Source organism: Ideonella alba (assembly GCF_018069875.1).
In the GTDB taxonomy this organism is placed as follows: domain Bacteria; phylum Pseudomonadota; class Gammaproteobacteria; order Burkholderiales; family Burkholderiaceae_C; genus Ideonella; species Ideonella alba.
Genome location: NZ_JAGQDF010000017.1, coordinates 21,048 through 43,266 on the forward strand (window position 1 = coordinate 21,048; position 22,219 = coordinate 43,266).

Genomic DNA, 22,219 nt, shown 5'->3' on the forward strand with positions numbered 1-22,219 from the left:
CGGTCGATGGCGCGTTGGGTCATGGGCTGGACGCTCTGGCTGATGGTGGGCTTGCTGTCTCAATGTCCGGCCCAGGCGGCATCATTGGACACCTCCGATCTGGCCTCAGACTGGCCGGCGTGGTACGAGGCCAACGCTCGCGCGGTTTACAGGGATGCCAGAGCAGCATTGGCCCAAGGCGAGCGAGAACTGGCGAGCGCCGGCCCCGTGCGGCGGGCCCGGGTGCTTGCCCTGGTTCAGATGGCCGAGGCTGCTCAGAACCTAGAAACGCAAGACGTTCGGCGGGTTCGTGGCCTGGTCGACGCCGAGCTGGCCCGGACTGGTGCGCAGACACAGCCAGTGGCTGATTTTCTCCTGAGGGCCAAGGCCTTTTCGCTGGCAGTGTCCGAACTGGACATGGAGGTTGCAGAGCGTCACCTGCAGGCCATGGCCGCCGATGGTCTGGTCGAGCGTTCGGCCACCGCTCGCGTGATCCTGCTGTACCTCCAGGCTGCCTACTACCTGTTCAACGACCAGTTCTCGAAGTCCTTGGAGATCTGCAACAGTGCCTTGGCACAGGCCGGTACCTCAGCCCTCCGCGCTGACTTACTGATGCTCAAGGCACAGACCGGATTCGGGCTCAACAACGGAACCGGAACCCAGATGGCCGACATGGCGAACCTGGATGAGGCACTGCAGATCCTTCCAGCGGATGAGTACCCCTACTTCGGGCTGACGGTCATGGCGATCCGAGGCAAGCTCAAGCACACCAACCAAGCCTACAGCGATGCATTGTCGGACTACCAGAGTGCACTGGTCTTGGCCCAGCGCCTGAAGGTTGATCGTTGGGAGAGCACCATTCGTCGGTTTCTGGCTGATGTGGCCATGCAGCTGTCGCGATTCACCCTGGCTGTCGACATGCTCAAGGGCGTGCACATCACTCAACTTTCGGCAGACGAGAAAGTCGACTTCCACAGCCTCTGGGCGATCGCCCTGGCCGAAAGCGGCGACCGCGGCGCACTAGAGCAGCTGCAGCTGGCCTATCAGGCGGCGGCAGACGTGGGCTCACATACCCAACTGCTTTCTCTGCTGCCCGATTCGGCGCGCGTCCATGCGGCCCTGGGCGATTTCAGGCAGGCCTACCTGGACATGAAGGAAGCCGAGAAGCAGCGGATGTCCAGCGAAAGGCGTTCCAACGAGAAGGAGCGCCAGGATGCGCAGGCGCGCTTTGATGTGCAGAAGAAGGAGCAGGAGAATGCGCTGCTGAAGGAAGAGCAGAAGCGCCTGGACGAGCGGCGGCAGCTGGTGACAATCGGGCTGGTGGTGGCGCTGGTGGTGGCGGGGGTGATCCTGCTGCTGCTGGCGGTGCAACTGCGCCAGAAGCGCCAGCTGGCACGACTGTCGCAGACGCTGCAGGCGCGTAACGCCGAGCTCGACGGCCTGAACCAGTCGCGCACGCTGATGATCGCCGCGGCCTGCCACGACTTGCGTCAGCCCGCCCACGCCCTGGGCATGCTGGCCGACCTGATGGCCGCCGAGGACGACCCGGCGCGGCGCCAGCAGTGGCTGCACAACATCCGGCGCAGCAGCGCGACGCTGTCGGACATGCTGTCGATGCTGATGGACTTGGGCCAGCTCGAGGGCGGACGCTACGAGCCGGTGCTCAGCAGCTTCGATCTGGCTGAAGTGGTCGAGGACGTGCGGTTGCAGTACGGCGAGCTGGCACGGCGCAAGGGTCTGCGCCTGGAGCTGCCCGAGGGGGTGAGCGCCCGGGTGCATGCCGACCTGCACCTGACCCGGCGGGTGCTGTTCAACCTGGTGTCCAACGCCATCAAGTACACCCCGGCGGGCCACGTGAAGGTGGGGATTGAGCCGCAGGCGCAGGGCGTGGAGCTCAGCGTGGAGGACAGCGGCGTGGGCATCCCGCCACACCAGCAGGAAGACATCTTCCGGCCCTACGTGCGGGTGGATGAGGCCGGCCAGAGCAGCGGCCTGGGCATCGGGTTGTCGATCGTGCGGCGGGCGGCGGATCTGCTGCACTGGCCGCTGGCACTGCGCTCGGAGCCGGGCCATGGCACGCGCATCAGCCTCACGCTGCCGGCGGCGGCGCCCAGCGAGCAGTCGGCCTCCGCGGCGCAGCGGGCACTGCCCACCGGACGCACGCTGGCGCTGATCGAGGACGACGAGGTCTCACGCGGGGCCATGGCGGCGCTGCTGCGCTCGTGGGGGGTGAAGGTGATCGATGCGCCCTCCTCTGCCGAGCTGCTGCCGCAACTCACCGGTGCGGGCGCCGAGGTGGACCTGGTGCTCAGCGACCTGCATCTGGAAGACGAGAGCGGGCTGGACAACGTGGCGCGGGTGCGCGGCGCCCTGCACAAGCCCGAGCTCAAGGCGATGCTGGTCACCGGCGACCTCAGCAGCGAGGTGGCCCAGGTGGCCGAGCAGCAGCGCATCACCCTGGTGCACAAGCCGCTCTCGCCCACCCGCCTGCGCAGCCTGCTGGCCGAGGCTTGGGCATGAGGACAGAATTCCTGATGGGCCGTGCGCAGCGGTCCGGTAGTTTGGGACTGAGCGATGACCGAGATGTTGCGCGTGATGGTGGCCGAGGACGATGCTCATGCCCGAGCGCATGTCGAGCAACTGCTGGGTGAACTGCGCCCCGAGTGGTCGGTGTGCGCGTCCGTGGAGGACGTGGCCTCGGCGCTGAGCGCCGCCCGGGAGATGCGGCCCGAGTTGTTGCTGCTCGATATCCACCTCAGCGACGATGCGCCCGAGGATTGGTTCAAAGCGCTGCTGGCCGAAGGCCGGGACGTGGTCTTCATGACAGGTGACCCGGGTTTCGCTGTCCACGCGTTCGAAGGCAATGCCGTCGACTACCTGCTCAAGCCCATCACCAGGCCGCGCTTGGAGGCCGCACTGGGCAAACTGGAGGCGCGTCGAGCGCAGCGTCGCCAGGATGGCGCCATCCGCGCCCTGCGGGCCGAACTGGCCGTACGTGCGCGCGAGGCCCGCGAGGATGTCCTGACGGGGCTGCCCAACCGCCGCGAGTACGACGAGTTTCTGGAGGCGGAGGTGCTTCGCGCCTTGCGGTACCAGCGCCCGTTGAGTCTGCTGGCGATCGATCTGGACCGGTTCAAGCAGATCAACGACCAAGGATCACACCTGCTGGGCGACCAGGTCCTGCAGGAGGTGGCCAAGGTCCTGCGCACCGCAGTGCGCCAGCACGACCTGGTGGCCAGATTGGGCGGCGACGAGTTTGCAGTGGTGTTGCCAGACACGGGCGCGGAAGGGGCGATGGCCTTGAAGAGACTGGTCGAAGAGCGCATGCGCGCATGGCACTGGAGCGATGAGGTGAGGCGAATCGCCCCCCCGACACTCAGCATGGGTTGGGGGACGCTGGACCTGCAGGCTCTAGCAGCGACTGAAGCGGCGGAGCACCTCTGTGCGCAGGCCGACGAACGCCTGTATGCCGACAAGGCGCAGCGGCAAATTCAGACGGCGAACGGCATGCGTTGACGACGCTTGCCGCAAGGCGGCTCGCAGACCCCTATTCCTGCGTCGATTCGGCCTGAGTGTTGGCGCGCTCGTCTGCTCGAGGGCTCTGTCCGCTGGTGAGTTGTCCTCCACGGAGGTACAACAATGGCTTGGGTGCGGCGGTTGCCAGCGTAGCGTCACTCGGCGGGCCAGGTGATCGCGGAGCACGGCTCCAGCGGCGCGCCAACACCGTCGCCTTTTCGGCCTGGACATCGAGTAGGGCCTGCCGCTGAGGCGAGGACAAGGTTTGCCAGGCCAGCCAGGCTGCGGCAGCGTCGATGCAGACCCGGGCCTGTACCTCGATGCGCAGATTGTGTGGGCGGGTGCTTCGCAGCGGGGGCGCGGTGTCGACGCGTGCCGCCACATCGGTGAGATGCCAGCGCAGTGCGAGGTGTGTCTGCAGCAGCCCCAGTCGATGCCTCAGGACGTCGGGATCGCGAATCTCGGCCGAAAAGATGGCCGTCTGACGCTTCCGTCCGGTCGCAGCCCCCTGGTTGTAGCGATGTTCGACCACGTGCACCAACGGGACGCCCTGGGTCGACAAGCCAGGAACCAAGGCTGCATAGCCCCCTTGGGAAAGGTCCCGAAGCATCTGAATGGACAGATGACGCGATGCCAGGACATGGACGGAAGCGCCACGCGAGAGTACACGGTCCCAGACTCTCGGCATTGGATGGTCCATGGCCCACAGCAAGGTCGAGCCTGCCAACGGGGCCGTGGACAACAGTGGCAGCAGCAACTCGTCCACGCCATCGGAGAGGCGACCGAGCGCTGCACCCAAAGGGCGCCCGGTTCCGACCTCGACGAGTGCCACCGCCTGTGCCTGGGGCCGAAACGAGCCTGTCAGGGCGCAGCGCTGGCAGGCCCCGAAGAAGGCTGCGTTGGCTTTGCTCAGCGGCACGGAGACGCGAGCGGTCTCGATCCGCAGCACCCGTCCGCTGCGACTGCCAAGCTGCCGCAAGTCTTCGCTGCTCAGCAGTCCTGCTCCCCCCATCTGATGAGAGGCGTCTTGGAGCAGCGTAAGCTCCTCTTGCGGATGGGAGTGCAAGCGCTGCCAGGCGCGCCAAACTGTGGGTTGCGGCACTTCAGCGGCAAACCGCACCAGAGTGTCGTAGACCCATCCAAGGCAGGCCTCACGGCTCAGGTCGGGGCGCAGGTGTCTGGCGATGCTGAGCAGGGCCAGATCTCTGGGGTCCGGGCCAGGAGTACGCTTCTTTTCGGCAGCAACGGTTGGCGATGTACGCAACTGCAGTGCCAACTCGCGCAGGGAGGTTGCCGGATCAGGCTTCCAGACTTGACCCATGGGCCGTCTCCGACGCGTGGAGAGCGCCTCCCAGTGCCGGACCCTCACAGCGCTTCCCAAACCAGTCGAGCCTTGCCCGCGGTCTTGGCCCACTGCAGGTGCCGATCCGCACGGCCCAGCAGCGCTCCAGCATCATCGCCCGCGACCAGCTCGGTGGCACCCACGCTGATCGTCGGCCGCATTGCTGCAGGCAGCAGGCCGCCCCAGTTGATCGTCGCGAACAGTGTCATGATCTTGTCGGCCACATGCCGGGCATCCTGAACCGTGGTCATGGGCAACACGACAGCGAACTCGTCCCCGCCCATGCGAACGGTGGCGTCATGGCCCCTGCAGGAGGCCAGCAGGGTGTGGGCGAGTCGGCGCAGGACTTCATCACCCGCGGCGTGGGAGACTTGGTCGTTGACCGACTTGAAATTGTCGATGTCCAGGATCAGCACTGCCAGCGGCTGGTGCCCGCGACGAGCCCGGGAAATCTCCGACTGAAGGCGCTCGTCCAATTCCCTGCGGTTGCCTAGACCAGTCAGCGCGTCCGATCGACTCTCCAGGTGTGCCAGTCGAAGTTGGCGTTTCAGGCGGGCGACTTCGCAGAGCAATTCACCGACCTGGTTCTGCAGCTGTGCCACCCGTGTCGACGTGTGCCGTGCTACTTCTTCAGACTGGCGGGCCCGGCGGGCTGAGACGACGCGGTCCAGACTGAGATCAAGTCGCAGGCGACTCACCGGCCGAGCCAGGCAGTCGAGGGCCCCTGCGTCAAAGGCTTGCACGGCGTGGTGATCCTGCCCCGCGATCATCACCATGGCCATCTGCCCTGCGGTCAGCGACAACCATCCGCAATCCTCATTGAAAGCCAGATCTGCGTCCACGAGCAGGACGTCGGGGCTGTGATTGCCCAGGTAAACCATCAGCTCCTGGGCCGAGGCGACCTTTGCCTGCAGCTGCCAGTGCGGACGGCTGTTGCTGACCAACCTGGCCAGCTGGCTGGACAGCGCCTCGTCGGCCGTGGCGATCACCACCCGAACGCCGCGGCGATCATGCGAACTCGCCCACCTAGTCACTGGGGCGACGTTATTCGCCGCCATCGCCTGCCGGGTGGGATCCACTTGAGTGTCCATGTCGCCGCCTTGCTGTTGCTTGAGCGGAGTGTCGGACGGGGGAGGCCTTTCGCGGAGGCTATGCGACAAGGCCCGCTGAGCGCGGAACAAGACGTGCAGGCGTGGGAAGGAAGTTGCCCCCACGCCGCGGCGCACTTCAGGCAGACGCCCGTACCGCCGCTCAAGGCAGCGTTGCCGGGTCAGAGCGACTTGAAGACGCCTTGATAGGTCTTGCTGACCTTCAACACCTCGCTGCGGCCGAACAGGTAGACGTCCAGATAGCCCAGTTCATTGCGGCGAACGGACTGGACGAATCGCAGATTGAGGATGATGCTGCGATGGATCTTGACGAAATACTGCCGCCCATGGCGTGCGGCCAACTCGTTGAGGCCCATGCGCACCAGCCCGTCGCCGCGGGTGGAGACCACCCGTGTGTACTTCAGGTCGGCCTGCAGGTAGATCACCTCCCACTCGGGGACGACGATGACGTCATTGCCTTTGGACGCCGTGATCCATTGCGATTGGCTGCGGGCGTCCTCCGCGCGCTCGGACCGGTCATCGTCATGATCGACCACCGCCAGAGTTGTGCGGACAGGCATGCGAGGATCCCGTTCGGCCCGCTCGATGGCCGTCTTCAAGCGCCAGCGTGAAACGGGCTTGAGGAGGTAGTCGATGGCATCCTTGTCAAACGCCTGGACCGCAAAGGCAGGATCGCCGGTGACGAAAATGACGGCCGCCGAAGCTGGAATCTGTTCGACCCATTTGCCGTCCTCACTGCCGGGAAGGTGGATGTCCAGGATGAGCAGATCCGGCGCCAGCGCGTCAATGCCGGCCAACACCTCGTTGGCGTCAGCAGCCTCTGCGACGACTTGCCATTGCGGCCGAAGATGCAGAACAGCCTCCACCATTTGACGGCGTTGGTCGGGGTCGTCTTCCGCGATCAGTACCTTGACGACAGGAAATTGATTCATGCGTGGGTCGAAGCCGAGCGGAGTTGCTCACTCGGGCTTTCTGGGTGATCCCCGTGGTTTATCGGACACCAGGGCCCGACCTTGAACCGAGCACGAGCAGGCGGGGCATCCTGCGTTGCCGGTGGAAGCTTTGGACGCTGCGAACGCCTCAAAGGTCGATCGGCGCGGTCGGGCTGAATTGATGCTCGACGACGCTTACCGCCTCGGGCTTCTCATTGAGCGCGGCGAGCGCGACGTCGGCGAGTTCGGGGGCCCGCGCGATCCGCTCTGCCACGCCTTGCGCCAGGCGCTGTGCGTCTTTGAAATGCGCCCAATACTGTTGCGCAGCGTCATCGATATCGCGCCGACCTCCCACCGCGAGGAACGCCTGGCACAGAGCCGCCCTCATCGGCGCATGGCACCCGACCGTGTACCAGTCAAGGTAGGGCATGTCGCTGGAATGGTCGGCCGACCAGATCACTGGAATGCCGCACTGGTTGGCCTGCGCGGCCAGCTCGGGCTTGTCGGTGATCAAGAGATCGCTGCCGAGGACCAAGTCCTGCCGGGTGGACCAAGACATCTCTGGAAACTCCACGACGCCCATGGAACCATGTTCGCCCACCGCTGGGGCGTGAATCGATTTGCCACGCAACATACACGCGGTGGGTTGAGGCGCCGGCCGCTTGGCAACCATGTCCAGCGCGCGGCTCGCTGCGCCTTGGCTTCCGACAGCGATCGTGACGACCATGCCGGAGGGATCGCCGATCAACTCAGGCGGCAGTTCGAACCATCGCCAAGCTACAGCCCGATGCTCCGTCCGTGCGCGGTCTTCTGACCCTGGCGTCGGTTTTTCGCAGCCGTCGAGGCGGATATATCCGCCGCGGCGAGGCAGATCACCCATCTGCATCATCCAAGAGGTGATCTCGTCTCGCTGGTCGAGCACGATGATGGCGTTGGAGGTGGTGATCCCGGAGTCAAGCGGCACCACCTGCAAGCTGTTGGCTCCCCCGATGGATCGAGCAAACCGGGAGAGATAGTCCTTGGATGGTCGGGTGTAGAACATTTGCACCGAGTTCCGCGCCGGTTGGAAGAACCGGTCCAGCCGGGCGTCAACCAATTCCACGCCATGAAAGACCTGAACCCCCGTGGTCGCACTGGTGCCGAATGCCCGGGCCAGTTCGTCGAGCCCGTTGGTGAACAGCCGGACCCGCTGCCCCCGACGGGTCAGTGTGAGTGCCAGCTGAAAGCCGAACCACAGGGAGCCATGCTCCTCGCACTTGTCTGCAAAGACATGCCACTCCGCGCCCTCCGGCGAAGCGTGGGACAGGCTGAGGTGATTGGGGCTCATGACGAGGCTCAAGGGTGAACTGACGCGGTGGATGGTCGCCAGCGTAGGCGCGACGTGCCAGTCGCGGCGGAAACGCGACGAAGTCCCCTGGGGCGGGTACGAAGCCCGCCAGGCCCCCCCCCAAATCCTTCACTGCTGGCATCATGAGCACCATGAACCTGATCCTGTCGTGTCTCGTCGCGTTGTCGGTGGGTGTGGCCATCGGGGCGCTGTGGCGCCGTCGTGCTCAGGTTCATGCCGGGCCTTTGAGCGTGGCGCCCTCCCCTTCGCCCGGTCCCGCGCCTGAATCAGTTGCGGTTCCTGCGCCGATGGCGATGGATCCCCCGCGGCTGGACACCCACCTGAGTTTGAATGTCCTGAACCGACTTCAGATGGTTCGGGGTGACGAGGTCCAAGTGCAAGTCGCCACGGAGTCCTTGTCGGCCTACCTCAGTGCGGTTCATTTGGTGGAACTTGCCGAGCCGGGCGCGGTGTCCGTTCGTGCCGCTGACGCTGTGGCGGCTCATTGGCGGCTCACCAGGTGGTACCACGCTGGCGTCACCGGCGCCGAAGTTCAGTGTCAGATCGAGCAGGACACCGATGTCGCCACGGCCTTTCGTTTGATGGCTGCCATGCGAGAGGGATTGCACAAGGTGCGCAAGAAGGCTGTCACGGCGGTCCGGCTCAACGCCACGCCGATGGCCGATGGGAAGACCTGGCTGTTGTCGATGGAAGTGCGTGGTGCAGACGGCGCCGTGGACGAGGCCGAGTCGAGTCACTGGCGGCTACCCCCGGGCTGAGCGCAGCTCAGCAGCCGATCGGGTGCCATCTGGCCTAAGGCCCTCAGGCGCCAAGGCGACCAGTCTTACACTCCCACCAGACCTGTCGGCATGCCTGAAATGCGGCTGGCCAGTCAGGCACAGGGAGAACAGCTTGGCCAGCACACCAATTGCGGGGGGATCGTCTCCCGCGTCTCTTGATCACCTTCAGCAGCAGTTGGAGGGCATGGGCACCCATGCGTTCGAGCTGATGTGCGCGGATCTGCTCAGCCGGGTACTCGGCGATATCCGTGTCACGGTGGCCAAGTCCGGCCAACAGTTTGGCAGCGACGCCAGTACGTCCAGGACGTCCGGCCGCGTGCTTCGAGTCGAATGCAAGCGCTACCAAAAGGGCACCGTTCTGTCGCCGCGGCCGCTGGCCGGTGAAATCCTGCAGGCCTACCTGGAAGACCCGCAGTTGGAAGCCTGGGTGCTGATGACCACCAAGTCCGTCAGCGCGAATGAGCTCAGATTGGCTGAAGCGGCTGCCTCAGCGCTCGGCTTTCCGATCATCGTCCTGGATTGGACGCCTCTTCCAGTTGGCGCAGGACTGAATAGACTGGCCGCGCTATGTGCCACTTGGCCTGAAGTTGTCGGCAAATACGCCGGAGAGAAGGCCGCCGCTGCAGCCCGGGTCTTGGCGCCGGCGGTGCTTTGCGCGGTGGACGCGCTTCGGTCCGAGCTGCAAGCCTGGCAGCTTGGGTTTGAGGCCCTCAAGGATCTGACCCACGACCTGGCGACGCGGATCTGGCTCGATTCATCCACCTCGTGGCAAGTGCTTCACCAGAACGCCGCAGGAGGTCATCCGGGCGTCCATTTGGTGGAGCGGCGTGGGCCGTTGGATCAGCTGCAAGCCTGGTGGAAGTCTCCAGCCGAGCCGCGAACCCAGGCCGTTCTTCTTGGGCAAGAAGGGGTTGGCAAGACCTGGGTGGCACTGGACTGGGTTCAGCGCCAGTTGGCCTCGCTGCCGCTCGTGCTGTTGGTGCCGGCCAGCACCTTCACCGAGCGCCAGTCGCTCAGCGAATCCGGCCTTCGCGACCTCATTGCCGAGCAGCTGCGCTCATGCGTTGTCTCGGAATTGCCGCTGGCTTACTGGCGTCAGCGAGTCGATCGCCTGTTGACCCGCCCTTCGTCGAACGGTCCCGTATTGCTGTTGGTGATTGATGGCTTGAACCAACAGCCGGGCATCGCGTGGCAAGAGCTTGTTCAGTCGCTACAGGGCCCTGGCCTGGGTGGCAAGGTACGGCTGTTGTGCAGCAGCCGGCCACGGTATTTCCGCCAAGCCCTGCACAGCTTGACACGCTGCGATGTGGCTGCGACCGAGATTCCAGTCGAGCCCTATTCGCTCGGTGAGTTGGAGGATTTGCTCCACGCCCAGGGTATGAACCTGTCCCACATGCCCAAGGCGTTGCAGGACCTGGCACGAACCCCTCGCCTTTTCCCACTGGTGCTGCGTTTGAAGGACCGTGAGGCCCTCAAAGCGGAAGCCACGGTCATGCGCCTGTTATTCGAATATGGGCATGACACTTTGCAGCTGCGTACCTCCAGCAGCCTGACCTCGGATGACTGGGTGCAGTGGCTGGTGGATCGGGCTCGCGAATACCGCGAAAGGCTGATGACCAAGAGCGCCGCCACCGCTCGCATGAGGGCCCAAGACATTGAGCTGACAGTCGCGCGGCCCAGCCTGCGGCCGGACGACGTGCGCCGTCGGCTGGATGAACTGCTTGACGGCAGCCTGTTCAAGGCAGAAGACACGGTCACAGGGATCAAGTACACGCTCAAGGAGGCGCCGGCCATCCTGGGCTTGGGCCTGGTGCTGTTGGAAAGCATGGAGGGCTCCACCGCCACGGTCGCGGACTTCGAGGCCCGCGCAGCCACCTGGTTGGAGCCCATCGGCGCCACTGACCAGAAGGCAGAGGTCATCGGTGCCGCGTTGTCCGTGCTCGCCGCCACCGACACACCTCACGGCGCTTCCATGGCGGACGCGTTGCTGAGCCTGTGGATGGACGCGCAGAATCCGGCACGCAATTTCGAGCAAGATGCCATGGCCTTCGGCGAAGCGTTTCCGGCGGCCATGCTCAGCGTCATTGAGCGCGAAGTGCCGGGTGTCGGCAACGCTGCCTTGCATTGCGCCACCCAGAGCCTGCGCCGTTTGCCTCTGACCAGGCATGCAGACTGGCAACTCATCAGGGAGCGGATGCTGCAGTGGGTTGGAATCGTCCAGCTTCAGCCTCAGCGGCTGCTCGAGGATCCCAACCACTTTGCCAGTCAGCAGCAAGCTGCGCTGCAGGCCCTCATTGGTACGGTCAGTTCAGGCGCACGCCGTATCCTTGGAGAGGACTTCTCGCTGACCGATCCTCAGGCGGTCGATCCCTCGCGAGCGATTGCGGGCATGTTGGAGGGCCACCGCCTGGAATTCTTCCTTCCGGTCATTCGCCGAGCGGCGATACGTGAGGCAATCAACGTCAGCTTTCACTCTCCCTGCTGGCAGGGGCTGCAATGGCTGGTCAGCATGGGAGCGCAAGAGCCTGCAGCTGCGCGGCAGGCGCTGTTGGTCTTGGCACAGGAGATTCGCTCAACGCCCGTCGAGCCGGGCATCGCACCTGAGGTCGGCGTGATCGCGTCTGCACTGTTGGCTTTGCTGACCGACTTGGAGTCAGAGCAGCACAGGACAGCAGAGCTTGCCAGTGCGCGCAGCTCAGCCACAGACTACCAGCGTGACTACCTGGACCGCCCGGCGCGCTCACATTGGCGGCTTGAGCGACGTCACGTCGAGGCGGTTCTCCATGACGATGCCATCTCCCCTAGCGAGCGTCTGACCCGGATAGATGCGTTCGTGGACTGTCCAGATATCGACTTGCCCAACGACATCGTGTCCGACTTGGCCGAGGCCTTGACATTGTTTGATCCGGACGGCATTGATGTCCAACGACAACGCACCGCCGCTGAGTATCGATTGGAGCGGCTGGAGCGCCTGGGTGCCAGGTTCACTCCGGCGGAGTTGGCAGACTTGGGACGTCGTCGACTGACGATGATGCTCGCACGCACAGGTGAAGCAGCCCACTGGTCAGCGAGGGCCGCCTCGAGCCTGCTTCTTGTCTGCCCGCCGGATCTCGCAACACGGTTTGCTGACTTGCGTTGTGCACTGCCGCCATCATCGGATGGCACTGCCACCTCGGCTTGCCTGCTGTTGGAAATTCTGCATCTGCCGCTCGCCGAGCAGTTGGCCAGGTTGCTCGAAGCAGACGACTTTCAACCTTGGCGATTGCTGATGGGCGCCATCCGCCCCGCGACGGCCCATGAGCTGCTGGACTTCCTGGACCAACACGCCTCGAAGGCTGACAGGGCTGCACGCGTGGCCTTGGCGGTCCTGGGCACGCAGCAGATCCATGATGCCGATCGGTTGGCCGCTCGTTTGACGGCCTATCTTGGATGCGCTGATTCGGCGCTTCGGGACCTCGCGTTTGAAGTGCTGTGCATTCGCGCTCCTCAAGTGGCCGGTTCGGTCCTGCGGGACGCCCATTGGGCAGCAGACGTAGTCAGACAACCGGTGAGTGCTCATCACGGGAGCATGGCACTGGCGGCCAGCACCGGCGATATTCCCTTTCCGGAGTTGATGGTTCGAATCGCCCCGTGGCGTTGGCTCGATGCTGCAGTGCTCAGGGGATCGAATCCTGAGGAGTTGCGACTCGCCAGTGAACTGCTGGTGGAGATGGCGGTGCGGCCTGCGAGCGAGCTTCCGCATCTTGAGGGGGAACTGATCGTCCGCACACTGGGTGATGGCAGTTTGCCAACGGTGATGCTGCGCGAGGAAATGCCAGCAGGATCGGATCTTGTGGAATGCCTGAAGCGGGCGTCTCGTCCTCGACTCGAGGTGGACCAAGCGCTGGAGGCGCTTGCGTCCCAAGCTCGGCAAGCCATCGAGGCTATCTGGGCCCAAGGACACGGGTTGTACCTTCAGGATCTGGATGTTCGCGGTCTTGAAGCAGCGTACCTGGCATCGCCGCAGACGTGGGACGTCCTTCTGGCGGGGGCCGATGCTGACAGTCCAGCGTTCCAGCAGCGGTGCATGCGAGCATCCGTGCTGTACACACGACTGGCTGACGTCCTGTTCAGGTATGCGCCGACGAAGGCGCTACCCCTGTGGCGAACGTTGCGGCGGGTGGTCCACATGCGCCTGATGGGCGAAGCTCACATCTCGGAGCTCGTTCACGTGGCCATGAAAGCCCAGGGATCACCCGAATCACAGCTGGCTCGTGAGGAACTGCTGCTTCCGGCTTGGTGCAACACCGATCAAGATTTGTTGGAGGTGGTCGTGGCTGCCAAGATCCATGGCCAAGCCGCCTGGTTGACGTCAGTGATCGACCGTGACCGGCTTTCCGGCGAGCCCTGGCTTGCCCACCGTGCGCAGGTGCTGAATGCCTTCATGGACTGTCCCACGGTGAACGAGATGGATTGGCCAGAGGGGCCCCTTCTGGGATCCTGGGACAGGCTGCGGGTAAGGATGTCGGTCTGGCGAAACCGGGCAGGTGTGGCTCGCCATTGGTGGAGGCAGTTCTTGGCTGCCGAGGATGGCGATTCTGCTTATGCCGCCTGGACGATGTTTCGCGCCAACGCTGACAGGCGATGCCTGGTGTGGGTAGGTGAATGGCTCGCCACACGTCCGCAACTCAGCAGCGGTATCGATCGACTGCGCTTCCTCCATCTGATGGTCATGTCCCATGACCTCGAGAGAGAGATCAAGCGCAAGGAGGATGAATCCCCCAAGCTCGATGGCCACCTCTTCGGTATGCGACGGCCAATCGAGTGGCTGATGCTTGACGGCGTGCTTCACAGCTGAGTCACCGGCTGACATGCCTGCGTGGCCGGAGGCCGGCCTGCACCGACCCTGTCGCATTGAATTGCCCTACACCTTGAAGAAGGCGACCGCCTGGCCCAGTCTGTCGGCCTGTTGGGCAAGGCTCTGTGACGCGGCACCGCTCTGCTCAACTAAGGCCGCATTCTGCTGAGTAGAGTCATCCAAGTGCGACACAGCGGCCGAAATCTCGGCCATGCCGGCTGACTGCTGAGCAACCTTGATGCTGATGTCGCCGATCAGCGTCTGAACACGGCCTACCTGGGTGACGATATGCTCCATCGAGCTACCCGCTGCATCAACCAACTTCGAGCCTGCGCCGATCTGGTCGACGCTGGCTCCGATCAGCGACTTGATCTCGTGCGCGGATTCGACAACACGAGCGGCGAGCGTGCGAACCTCCCCAGCTACGACGGCAAAGCCTCGGCCCTGCTCGCCGGCCCTCGCAGCTTCCACGGCCGCATTCAAGGCCAAGATATTCGTCTGGAATGCAATGCCATCAATGACATTGATGATGGTCGAAATCTTGGCCGAGGAGTCTGCGATGCCCTGCATCGTGGACGTGACCTCCTGCATCAGGCGCCCACCATCGTGGGCGGCTTCATTGGCCGAACGGGCCGCCTGATCTGCTGTGGCAGCCGCCTCTGCGCTCGACTTCGCGGCTTGCACCATTTGAGACATCGCATTTGAGGCCTGTTGAAGACGGCTGGCTTGTTCTTCGGTCCGTTGTCCCAGATCCATACCTCCGCTGGCAATCTGCCGGCTGCCCACAACGACGCTCTGCGAGCAATCGGATACTTCGCGCACGACCGACAGGAAGCTGGTTTGCATGTTGTTCAAGGCATGCAGCAATACGCCCAGTTCGTCACGCCGCTGGCCAAAGTCGCCCAGGGTCTTGGCCGTCAGATCGCCACTGGCCATCGCCTCGGCCTGTTGCTTGGCCATTTCGAGAGGCCCAATGAGCGCACGCCCCATGAGCCAGATGCTCAACGCCAGCATGGCCATACAAATCACGCAGATCGCACGCGCCAGGTTGCCGACAAAGGCTACAGCGCGAGCAACCTCCACGGCGAATCGATCGCCGTTAGTGATGAGATCTTGCAGGCCCGGCAGCATGTTGAGCGCAGTCGTTTGTGATAGGTGAACGCCTGCGTCATTGTTCACCACCTCAAGGATACCTGCGAATCGGCGAATGCTGTCATACGGCAGATCGATCACGTCGCCAAACCCCAGTACGCGAAATACGGCATGCTCGATACGCCACAATTCAGTATCCACATGGCCAGAAATCCACTGGGATTTCTTCAACGAAGCAATAATCAGATCTCGGTCAATCGCTTTTCCGCCTGCCGCCTTGTTGATGTCGTCTGTCAACTTTAGGAGATTGACAGCGTATTCCCGTTCCAGATAGTGGAACTTTGCGCTCTTGGTCGTGAGCCGAAGGCCGTACATCAAGGCAACCGACGCAAGTGCCAAGACCAAGAGCAGCAGACGCATCCATTGCCGAATAGGAAGGTTTCGCATCGGTGATGTCTCCCGTTAGTTGCTCCAAAAGTGTGGCCTGACCCGTCACCAAGCCGGCGCCGAAAAGAGGGCGGAAAACCACTCTGTTCGCTTTGGCGGCGTCCATCGACACTGCCCCTCGGGGCCCGCGGCCCTGGCCAGAAGGCTGTCTCCCAGATCAATGCTGCGAACTTAAGCCAGTTGAGCTAGAATCAGAATCGCAAGTGCTTGATTTTATTAATGTTTTCTCTCTTGACAAGGTCGCTGCCCATGCCGACCTCAATACTGTGATTCCGTACAGCAAATTCTGCTGAACCTGTCCGAGACCATCACGTCGGCGACCTTCGCGCAACGCGCGCGCCATCCGAGCAACCCGAACGCGTTCACCCGACGCCGCAAGTTGCCGCTGCCCACGCTGGTAGCGTGCCTGCTGAGCCAGCGATGCAGTTCCCAGCAGACCTCGCTGGACACCTTCTTCACCTGCTTGGGCGGCAGCGGCGATCTCGTCCGAGGGGCCAGCGATCGTGCGCTGGCGCGGGCTCGCGGTCGGTTGCACCTGCCGGCCCTGCAGGACCTCAACGATCAACTGCTCGTCGACGCCGAGCGGCTCGGCCTGATTCCGCGCTGGCGCGGCCGTCGCCTGGTCGCCGCCGATGCCTCGGTGCTGATGCCGGCCACGCGGCGCTGCCCTCGCACCGTGGGTCTGGCCACGCGTGATCAGCGGCTGTTTGCCCTGTACCTGCCCGGCGCGGACCTCACGCTGCATGCTGCCGTGCACAGCGCGGCCGAGTCCGAGCGGGCCATGCTGATGGAGGCGCTGCATCGCCTGAACCAGGACGACGTGCTGCTGCTCGACCGTGGCTACCCCGCCGCCTGGCTGGTGCAATCGCTGATCGAGCGCGGCATCGGCTTCGTCATGCGCTGCGATATGGCCAGCGGCTGGCCGGCCGTGCGCACGTTCATCCGCAGCGGGCAGACCGAGGCCACGGTCACCCTCAACAGGCCTTCGGCACAGGACGCTGCCGATTGGGGCTGCCAGCGCAGTGCACCCCGCGTGCGTCTGGTGCGCCAGGTCGCGCCCAATGGCGCCGTGCGCGTGCTGGCGACCAACCTGGATGCCCAGCAGGCCCCGGCCGGCGACTTCGGCGCGCTTTACCACCAGCGCTGGCGCATCGAGGAAGCGTTCAAGCGCCTGAAGCACAACCTGCACCTCGAGTCGGTCAGCGGCCTGAGCCAGCACGCCTTGCTCATCGACGTCGCCTCCAAGGTGCTGGCCGACAACATCGCCGCATTGCTGACCAAAGCCAGCGAGTCGGCGCTGCCGCACGACCGCGTCTGCGCGCCACACGCCAACGCCCGCTATGCCGCCCAACTCTTGCAGCGTGCATTGCCGCGCATCCTGCTGGCCGTCGGTGATGTGCTCGGCGCCATCGGCAACGTCTTCAACATGCTCGTGCAGCACGCCCAGCGCTATCGCCCCGGGGCGATCCTGTCCACGTCCCGAGCACCATCGCAAGACTCATCCGCGCTTTGCCTTCAAGGGGTGATCGGGCTTAAGTTCGCAGCATTGGCCGGCTGCCGGCGCTGCCCAGCCCGTCAACTCCCGATACCGCACCTGAGCATACTGATGCCGGAAGCCGTGCACCCGGTGGATACCGGCCGAAGCACACTGGTGCTCGAAGCGGCGCAGCTGCTCGGCGTAGGTCTTGTCCGCCGGGATGAGGCTGCCCCTGCCGGCCAGAGCCTTCGCCTCGTCGAGCAGCTGCCGCTGCTCCGCATTGCAGACGGGCACCTCGCGCGTTCGGCCGCCCTTGGTCCAGGTGTCCTTCAGAGCGAGGATGTTGCCCCGCTCGGCCCATTCCGGCCGGATCTTGATGGATTCCTCGCGCCGCAGTCCGAAGGCGGCCTGCAGCCGCATCGACATGGCCGAATACTGGTCGTTCATCCGTGAGAGCTCGCTGAACTGGAGTTCCCGTGCCTTGCTGACGTTGGTGACGTGCTGCCGGTTGCCGATGCCGTAGTGGTGGTTGTCGCGGGCGATGACGTTGCTCTTGCCGATTTTCTCGGCCCACCAGCGCAGTTCGGCCCTGCGGTTCTTGATGGTGCCGATGGCCAGACCCTCGGCCTGCCAGCGCGCCACCAGGCCGTCCACGTGCTCGGGCTTCAGGCTGGTGGCGCCCAGATGCCGAAAGCCCGCCTCTTGGAGCTGGTTGGCCACGAGGTCGAGCACACGTTCGCGGTCGCGCTGGGTGGCGAAGCTGCCGTCGCGGTTGCGATGGCAGAGCTGCTTGAGCTGGTAGTTCAGGTCGCGCATCCGGTTGCTGCTGGCGTTCTCCGTTGTCAGGTCGGTCGGTTGCCCCTGGGGGGGCGGTCGGGTTCGTTGTCGCTGGTGTGAAGTCGGTCTGGTAAGTGTTTCTGTCCGTCCCGAGCGACTGAGCGCAACGGGAACCACGAGGGACACGGGACACCACTGCCGTCTTGTGCCGAGGTCTTGCTGCTGGCCGCCGCGACGCGCGGCGTTGGCCCCGACGGCGCTTGCTGCGGCAAGTCGGTTCGTCGGTTCGAGCCCATGCCCTGGGCTCAAGGGATGCACCGCAGGGCGGTGCGCAGGTCGACGGGCTTTGCACGGCCGGCAACATCCCATGAGCCAGCGTACACGTCGGCCTTTGCGCGGCCAAGCCCAGCGTCTCCGCGGGATTGCCGGCACTGTGGGCGTTTGAGTGCGGCCGGGCGTTTGAGTACTACCGCGCTCCAGCGGCGTCTTTGAGCTCCACCGCTCGCAGGAATTTCGTCACCTCCTGCTCAAGTTCGAGGCGCGCCGGCAGTTCAGCGGGCAGGTGCGAACCGTTCGACAGTTCTCGCAGACGCTTGTCTCCCAGAACACGATCGAACGCAGGCCGACTCATCGTCGTCGGCGTCCAGTTGTCGGCACCGGGATGCACCAGCAGCAAGGGGCATCGAGGCTCCAGGTGCGGCATCTGCAGGGTGTGCATCGTTCGGAAGAAGCGGCTCGGGACCCGCAGGCGGCCGATGAGCGGGTCATTCTCGAAGTACTCGGTCATCGCCGGATGGCCGGACATCCGGTCCAGGGGCGCCAGCAGGCGCAGCGGAAGCCGCAGCCGGTCAATGGTCGAAGGCATCCATCGAAAACCCAGCAAAGACGCCTTGCCCAGCCAAGGCCACTTCGCAGCCCGCACGAAGGTGGCTGGATCGCTCATGTCGAGCAAGGTGGTGGCGATGACGCCCTGTACCCCTCTGGCTGCCTGGGCTGCGAGTGCCGCGGTCATCCCGCCGACGGACAGTCCCATCAGGACGACGGAGCCCTGGACATCGTCTGCCAAGGCGGCGACGACCGCAGGCCACTCACCGTAGTCCCAGTGGAAGTCTGCACCCGGGCGGGTGAGCCCATAGCCGGGCAGGTCTGGGGCGACCGCGCGCCAGCCAATGCCGGCTGCGAAATCTGCCAGGGGAGCGAGGATGCGCCCGTTGCCGCCACCGCCGTGGACGAGGATCAGCGTACCCGTCGCTCGACCCTCCGGGCTCCATTCGTCGAGATGCAATTGATGTCCACGGACGGTCCTCCATCGCTCGACAGGAGTGCGCCGGATGGAGATGCCGAAGGCATCGAGCAGCAGTTGCCGGTAGCGGTGCCACGAGGGCGAGTCAGCGTAGGTTTCCAAGGGGCTTGCGGGTCGACTGGGCCGCTCAAGTATCCCCGCGGAGCTCATGCCGGTGTGTTGGTGCTGCGGTGGGCTGCATTTCACTTCCCCCTTCGTCGCAGTGCGGCGGGAGTCTGACCGCTGAGCTTGAGCACGAGTGTTCGCAGCGTGGATGTGTCGGTGTAGCCCACCTGCTCGGCAATGCGTGACAAGGGCAGGTCGGTTTCGCGAAGCATGCGCATGGCTTCTTCTCCGCGCACGCGGCGCATCAGCCCGACCACCGACAAGCCCAGGCTGGCCTGCGCATGGCGATGAAGCGTGCGCGGGCTCGTCGCCAGGGTGTCCGCGAGCTCTTCGACCGAAACGGCGCGATCAAGATTTGCCTTGATGTGTGTTATCGCCCGCGCCACCAATGGGTCCGTCACGCGGGTCTGGCCGATTTCGGCAACCGCTGATTGCGGCGCCCTCCAGGGGCTCACCAGATACCGGGCCACTTGAGTGGCGAGCTCTGCACCGAACTGCTTGGCGATCAGAACCAGCATCAGGTCCACATGCGCCAGCGTGCCCCCGGCGCACAGCACCTTCCCGTCCTCGGTCGTCAGCGCACCTTCACGCAGCTGGACCCGCGGGTAACGGTGGCGGAATTCCGCGGCCAGCCACCAGCTGGTGGTGGCCAGGCGCCCGTCCAGCACACCGGCTTCAGCCAGGGCAAAGCTCGCCGTGCAGGACGTTGCCAGCAACGCACCGCTGTCATGCTGCGCCTGCAAGGCATGGACGAGAGTTTGGCCCTTCGTCGTGGACAAGGCTGTGACGGGGTCCAACGCATGGGACAGGCCGAGGCCGGGAACGATGACCACATCCCAAGGTTCGACCAAGGCCGACCATGGCATGCGCGTGGCCTTGGCAAAGCCGCGTTGGCCGCCGATGTAGGCCACGTCGGCCATGGGGCGGCCGGCCAGGGACGCCACGATCTGCAAGGCGTCCAGCGTCACGGCGACCGGGGCGTTGAACTGGCCTTCGAGATCGATGATGGCGATCGAGAGCATGATGGCGAAATATACAAAAAAAGTGTCCAAACCGCCACTGTTGCAGCCACGTACCGAGGTCTAGGATTCGCTCATGAACACACCACTCGTCACCCTTCCACTGCTCGAGACCGCTGATCAGTCGCCACGCCAGGCCGAGCTTCTCGCCCGCGGCCGAAAGGCCACGCAAGGCATGCTGCCCAACATGTATCGAGCAATGGCACACAGCCCCGCGCTGCTCGATACGTACCTGTACGGCTACGAGGCCCTGCGCAAGGAGGCGGGGTTCACCCCCGCTGAACTCGAAGTCATCTTCCTCGTCATCAGCTACGAAAACGCCTGTGACTACTGCGTGGCTGCTCACAGCCTGGTGGCCGATACCCTGTCCCGCGTGCCGCGCGCAGTGACCGATGCGATTCGGAATGGAGAGGACATCCCGGATGCCAAGCTGCGCGTGCTGGTCGACGTCACACGCCAGGTGCTCTTGTCGCGCGGGCGGCCCGACCCGGCCACGGTGCAGAAGCTGCTCAACGCCGGCTATGAGGAGAAGCACCTGCTGGGCATCGTGCTGGCCATCGGCATCAAGACGCTCTCGAACTACACCAACCATCTGTTCGACACGCCGCTGGACGGCGTCTTCAAGGTCCGCGAATTCACGGCGTTCAAGGCGACGCAGCGGATCGTCGAGTTTTTCAAGCCGCGTCGTGAGTAGCCCGCCGCCAGCGGGGGTTGAGTCCGATGCCTGCAATGCAGCGCGCCAGATTCAACCGTCTCGCTCCGGTTACTTCTCGATCTGAACACGTCCTGGCTCTCGTGAGGAGACTGAATTGCGGAATAAGACTGTCGCTGTGATTGGTGCGGGGCCGGCCGGTCTGCCCACCATCAAGAACCTGATGGATCAGGGCTTTGACGTCACCGGCTTTGACCGGTGCGAGGACGTGGGCGGAAACTGGCAGTTCAACGACAGTACAGGCCACTCCAGCGTTTTCGAGACAACGCACATCATCAGTTCCAAGTACACATCCGAGTACGAGGACTTTCCGCTTCCCAAGGACTCACCCGACTACCCATCGCACGTTCAGCTGCTGCGATATTTCCGGGCTTATGCCACCGAGTTCGGGCTTCGCCCGCACATCCGGTTTCGGACCACCGTGAGCCGGGCGGAACCGGTTGAAGGGCATCGCTGGCGACTGACGTGGCAGACGGATGAAGGCTCAACCGAGAGCAAGGTGTTCGACGCCCTGTGCGTGGCCAGCGGTCACCACCACACACCTCGATGGCCCGAGTATCCAGGCGAGTTCTCGGGGGAGTACATCCACTCCCACGACTACAAGCGGGCGGCCGGCTTTGCTGGCAAGCGCGTTCTGGTGATCGGAGGTGGAAACTCCGCATGCGACGTGGCGGTCGAGACTGCGCGTGTCTCAAGCAAGACGGTGATCAGCTGGCGAAGGGGCTACTACCTCATTCCAAAGTTTGTCTTCGGAATGCCCGTGGACAAATTCTTCTATCGCTTCCGACATCTGCCCAAGTGGGCGCAGATTCGCGGCATGAAGCTGACCATCAACCTGTTGCAGGGACGGAATCGGGACATCGGTCTTCCGGAGCCGGATCATGAAATTCTGGCGACGCATCCGACGCTGAATTCAGATCTGTACCTCGCGATCCGGCACGGGAAGGTGCTGCCCAAGGGCGATGTTGCGCGCTTCGATGGGCGAACGGTTCATTTTGCCGACGGTACCGCGCAGGAATTCGACTGTGTGGTGGCCTGCACCGGATTCCACATCACCCATCCTTTTCTCGATCGGTCACTCATCGATCTGTCTCAGACGTCGGTGCGTCTGTATCAGCGCATGTTGCCCTCTCACTTGAAGAACCTCTATTTCATCGGACTTTTTCAGCCACTGGGTTGCATCTGGCCCGGGGCGGAGTTGCAGGCGAAGCTTGCAGCTCGGCATCTTGCGGGCCTGTGGGAACCCGCAAAAGACCTTGACGAACTCATCGATCACGAACTTGCAAATCCAGATGTTCGCCAGGTCAATTCACATCGGCACACCATTACGGTGAACGACTTTGCCTTCCGCCATCGCTTGAGGGCGGACCTCGCCCGGTCCCTGCCAGGAAGGAAGGAGCGGGCCTCTTCGGGTCTGCCCAGCTTCGCGACCGAGTAGCGGCGAT

At 64.0% G+C, this 22,219-nt stretch carries 14 protein-coding genes and 1 pseudogene; 7 read left to right on the forward strand and 8 right to left on the reverse strand.

Features of this window, described 5'->3' with window-relative positions:
- Positions 1-21 precede the first annotated feature (21 nt).
- On the forward strand, positions 22-2,499 hold the full coding sequence (locus KAK07_RS22675) for a hybrid sensor histidine kinase/response regulator (RefSeq protein WP_210863365.1): 2,478 nt from the start codon (positions 22-24) through the stop codon (positions 2,497-2,499).
- A 54-nt stretch (positions 2,500-2,553) separates the two neighbouring features.
- Entirely contained in the window at positions 2,554-3,495 is a 942-nt protein-coding gene (locus KAK07_RS22680; protein WP_210803084.1) for a GGDEF domain-containing protein, read from the forward strand.
- A 31-nt stretch (positions 3,496-3,526) separates the two neighbouring features.
- Here the strand turns inward: KAK07_RS22680 and KAK07_RS22685 are convergent, their stop codons facing one another.
- The 4 genes from KAK07_RS22685 to KAK07_RS22700 all read right to left on the reverse strand — a co-directional run bounded on the left by KAK07_RS22685 (position 3,527) and on the right by KAK07_RS22700 (position 8,205).
- Positions 3,527-4,816, reverse strand: coding sequence for a hypothetical protein (locus tag KAK07_RS22685; RefSeq protein ID WP_210803083.1), 1,290 nt, complete (start codon positions 4,814-4,816; stop codon positions 3,527-3,529).
- A gap of 44 nt (positions 4,817-4,860) precedes the next feature.
- Positions 4,861-5,928 (reverse strand): GGDEF domain-containing protein, encoded by a 1,068-nt coding sequence (locus tag KAK07_RS22690; protein ID WP_210803082.1) that lies wholly within the window; start codon positions 5,926-5,928, stop codon positions 4,861-4,863.
- 179 nt (positions 5,929-6,107) lie between these two features.
- A complete protein-coding gene (locus KAK07_RS22695) occupies positions 6,108-6,878 on the reverse strand; it encodes a LytR/AlgR family response regulator transcription factor (RefSeq protein WP_210803081.1) in 771 nt (256 codons plus the stop codon).
- Positions 6,879-7,026: 148 nt separating this feature from the next.
- Complete coding sequence (locus KAK07_RS22700) at positions 7,027-8,205, reverse strand: hypothetical protein (protein ID WP_210803080.1); 1,179 nt, start codon at positions 8,203-8,205, stop codon at positions 7,027-7,029.
- Positions 8,206-8,357: 152 nt separating this feature from the next.
- Here KAK07_RS22700 and KAK07_RS22705 point away from each other — a divergent pair, with 152 nt between their 5' ends.
- The gene (locus tag KAK07_RS22705; protein WP_210803079.1) at positions 8,358-8,984 is read left to right on the forward strand and encodes a hypothetical protein; all 627 of its coding nucleotides are present in this window, start codon (positions 8,358-8,360) and stop codon (positions 8,982-8,984) included.
- Between the two features lie 205 nt (positions 8,985-9,189).
- Entirely contained in the window at positions 9,190-13,842 is a 4,653-nt protein-coding gene (locus tag KAK07_RS22710) for an NACHT domain-containing protein (RefSeq protein WP_210803078.1), read from the forward strand.
- A gap of 66 nt (positions 13,843-13,908) precedes the next feature.
- Here the strand turns inward: KAK07_RS22710 and KAK07_RS22715 are convergent, their stop codons facing one another.
- Entirely contained in the window at positions 13,909-15,354 is a 1,446-nt protein-coding gene (locus KAK07_RS22715) for a methyl-accepting chemotaxis protein (protein ID WP_210803077.1), read from the reverse strand.
- 334 nt (positions 15,355-15,688) lie between these two features.
- Between KAK07_RS22715 and KAK07_RS25525 the strand changes: the two are divergent.
- Positions 15,689-16,645, forward strand: a pseudogene (locus KAK07_RS25525) (IS4 family transposase); the annotation flags it as partial.
- Positions 16,646-16,879: 234 nt separating this feature from the next.
- On the opposite strand, the gene KAK07_RS22720 reads toward KAK07_RS25525, so the two are convergent.
- From KAK07_RS22720 to KAK07_RS22730, 3 genes are all read right to left on the reverse strand, one after another.
- On the reverse strand, positions 16,880-18,004 hold the full coding sequence (locus tag KAK07_RS22720) for a phage integrase N-terminal domain-containing protein (protein ID WP_310740764.1): 1,125 nt from the start codon (positions 18,002-18,004) through the stop codon (positions 16,880-16,882).
- 97 nt (positions 18,005-18,101) lie between these two features.
- The gene (locus KAK07_RS22725) at positions 18,102-19,040 is read right to left on the reverse strand and encodes an alpha/beta hydrolase (protein WP_210803075.1); all 939 of its coding nucleotides are present in this window, start codon (positions 19,038-19,040) and stop codon (positions 18,102-18,104) included.
- 80 nt (positions 19,041-19,120) lie between these two features.
- Entirely contained in the window at positions 19,121-20,065 is a 945-nt protein-coding gene (locus tag KAK07_RS22730; RefSeq protein ID WP_210803074.1) for a GlxA family transcriptional regulator, read from the reverse strand.
- A gap of 73 nt (positions 20,066-20,138) precedes the next feature.
- On the opposite strand from KAK07_RS22730, the gene KAK07_RS22735 reads away from it, so the two are divergent.
- Together KAK07_RS22735 and KAK07_RS22740 are read left to right on the forward strand one after the other, a co-directional pair.
- Complete coding sequence (locus KAK07_RS22735) at positions 20,139-20,756, forward strand: carboxymuconolactone decarboxylase family protein (protein ID WP_210803073.1); 618 nt, start codon at positions 20,139-20,141, stop codon at positions 20,754-20,756.
- Between the two features lie 115 nt (positions 20,757-20,871).
- Entirely contained in the window at positions 20,872-22,212 is a 1,341-nt protein-coding gene (locus KAK07_RS22740; protein WP_210803072.1) for a flavin-containing monooxygenase, read from the forward strand.
- The last annotated feature ends 7 nt before the right edge of the window (positions 22,213-22,219 follow it).

What these genes read in the sequence shown, in the direction of transcription:
- KAK07_RS22675 (WP_210863365.1), top strand. Translation starts at nt 22, where the DNA reads ATGGGCTGGACGCTCTGGCTGATGGTGGGCTTGCTGTCTCAATGTCCG.
- KAK07_RS22680 (WP_210803084.1), top strand. Translation starts at nt 2,554, where the DNA reads ATGACCGAGATGTTGCGCGTGATGGTGGCCGAGGACGATGCTCATGCC.
- KAK07_RS22685 (WP_210803083.1), bottom strand. Translation starts at nt 4,816, where the DNA reads ATGGGTCAAGTCTGGAAGCCTGATCCGGCAACCTCCCTGCGCGAGTTG.
- KAK07_RS22690 (WP_210803082.1), bottom strand. Translation starts at nt 5,928, where the DNA reads ATGGACACTCAAGTGGATCCCACCCGGCAGGCGATGGCGGCGAATAAC.
- KAK07_RS22695 (WP_210803081.1), bottom strand. Translation starts at nt 6,878, where the DNA reads ATGAATCAATTTCCTGTCGTCAAGGTACTGATCGCGGAAGACGACCCC.
- KAK07_RS22700 (WP_210803080.1), bottom strand. Translation starts at nt 8,205, where the DNA reads ATGAGCCCCAATCACCTCAGCCTGTCCCACGCTTCGCCGGAGGGCGCG.
- KAK07_RS22705 (WP_210803079.1), top strand. Translation starts at nt 8,358, where the DNA reads ATGAACCTGATCCTGTCGTGTCTCGTCGCGTTGTCGGTGGGTGTGGCC.
- KAK07_RS22710 (WP_210803078.1), top strand. Translation starts at nt 9,190, where the DNA reads ATGGGCACCCATGCGTTCGAGCTGATGTGCGCGGATCTGCTCAGCCGG.
- KAK07_RS22715 (WP_210803077.1), bottom strand. Translation starts at nt 15,354, where the DNA reads ATGCGTCTGCTGCTCTTGGTCTTGGCACTTGCGTCGGTTGCCTTGATG.
- KAK07_RS22720 (WP_310740764.1), bottom strand. Translation starts at nt 18,004, where the DNA reads ATGGGATGTTGCCGGCCGTGCAAAGCCCGTCGACCTGCGCACCGCCCT.
- KAK07_RS22730 (WP_210803074.1), bottom strand. Translation starts at nt 20,065, where the DNA reads ATGCTCTCGATCGCCATCATCGATCTCGAAGGCCAGTTCAACGCCCCG.
- KAK07_RS22735 (WP_210803073.1), top strand. Translation starts at nt 20,139, where the DNA reads ATGAACACACCACTCGTCACCCTTCCACTGCTCGAGACCGCTGATCAG.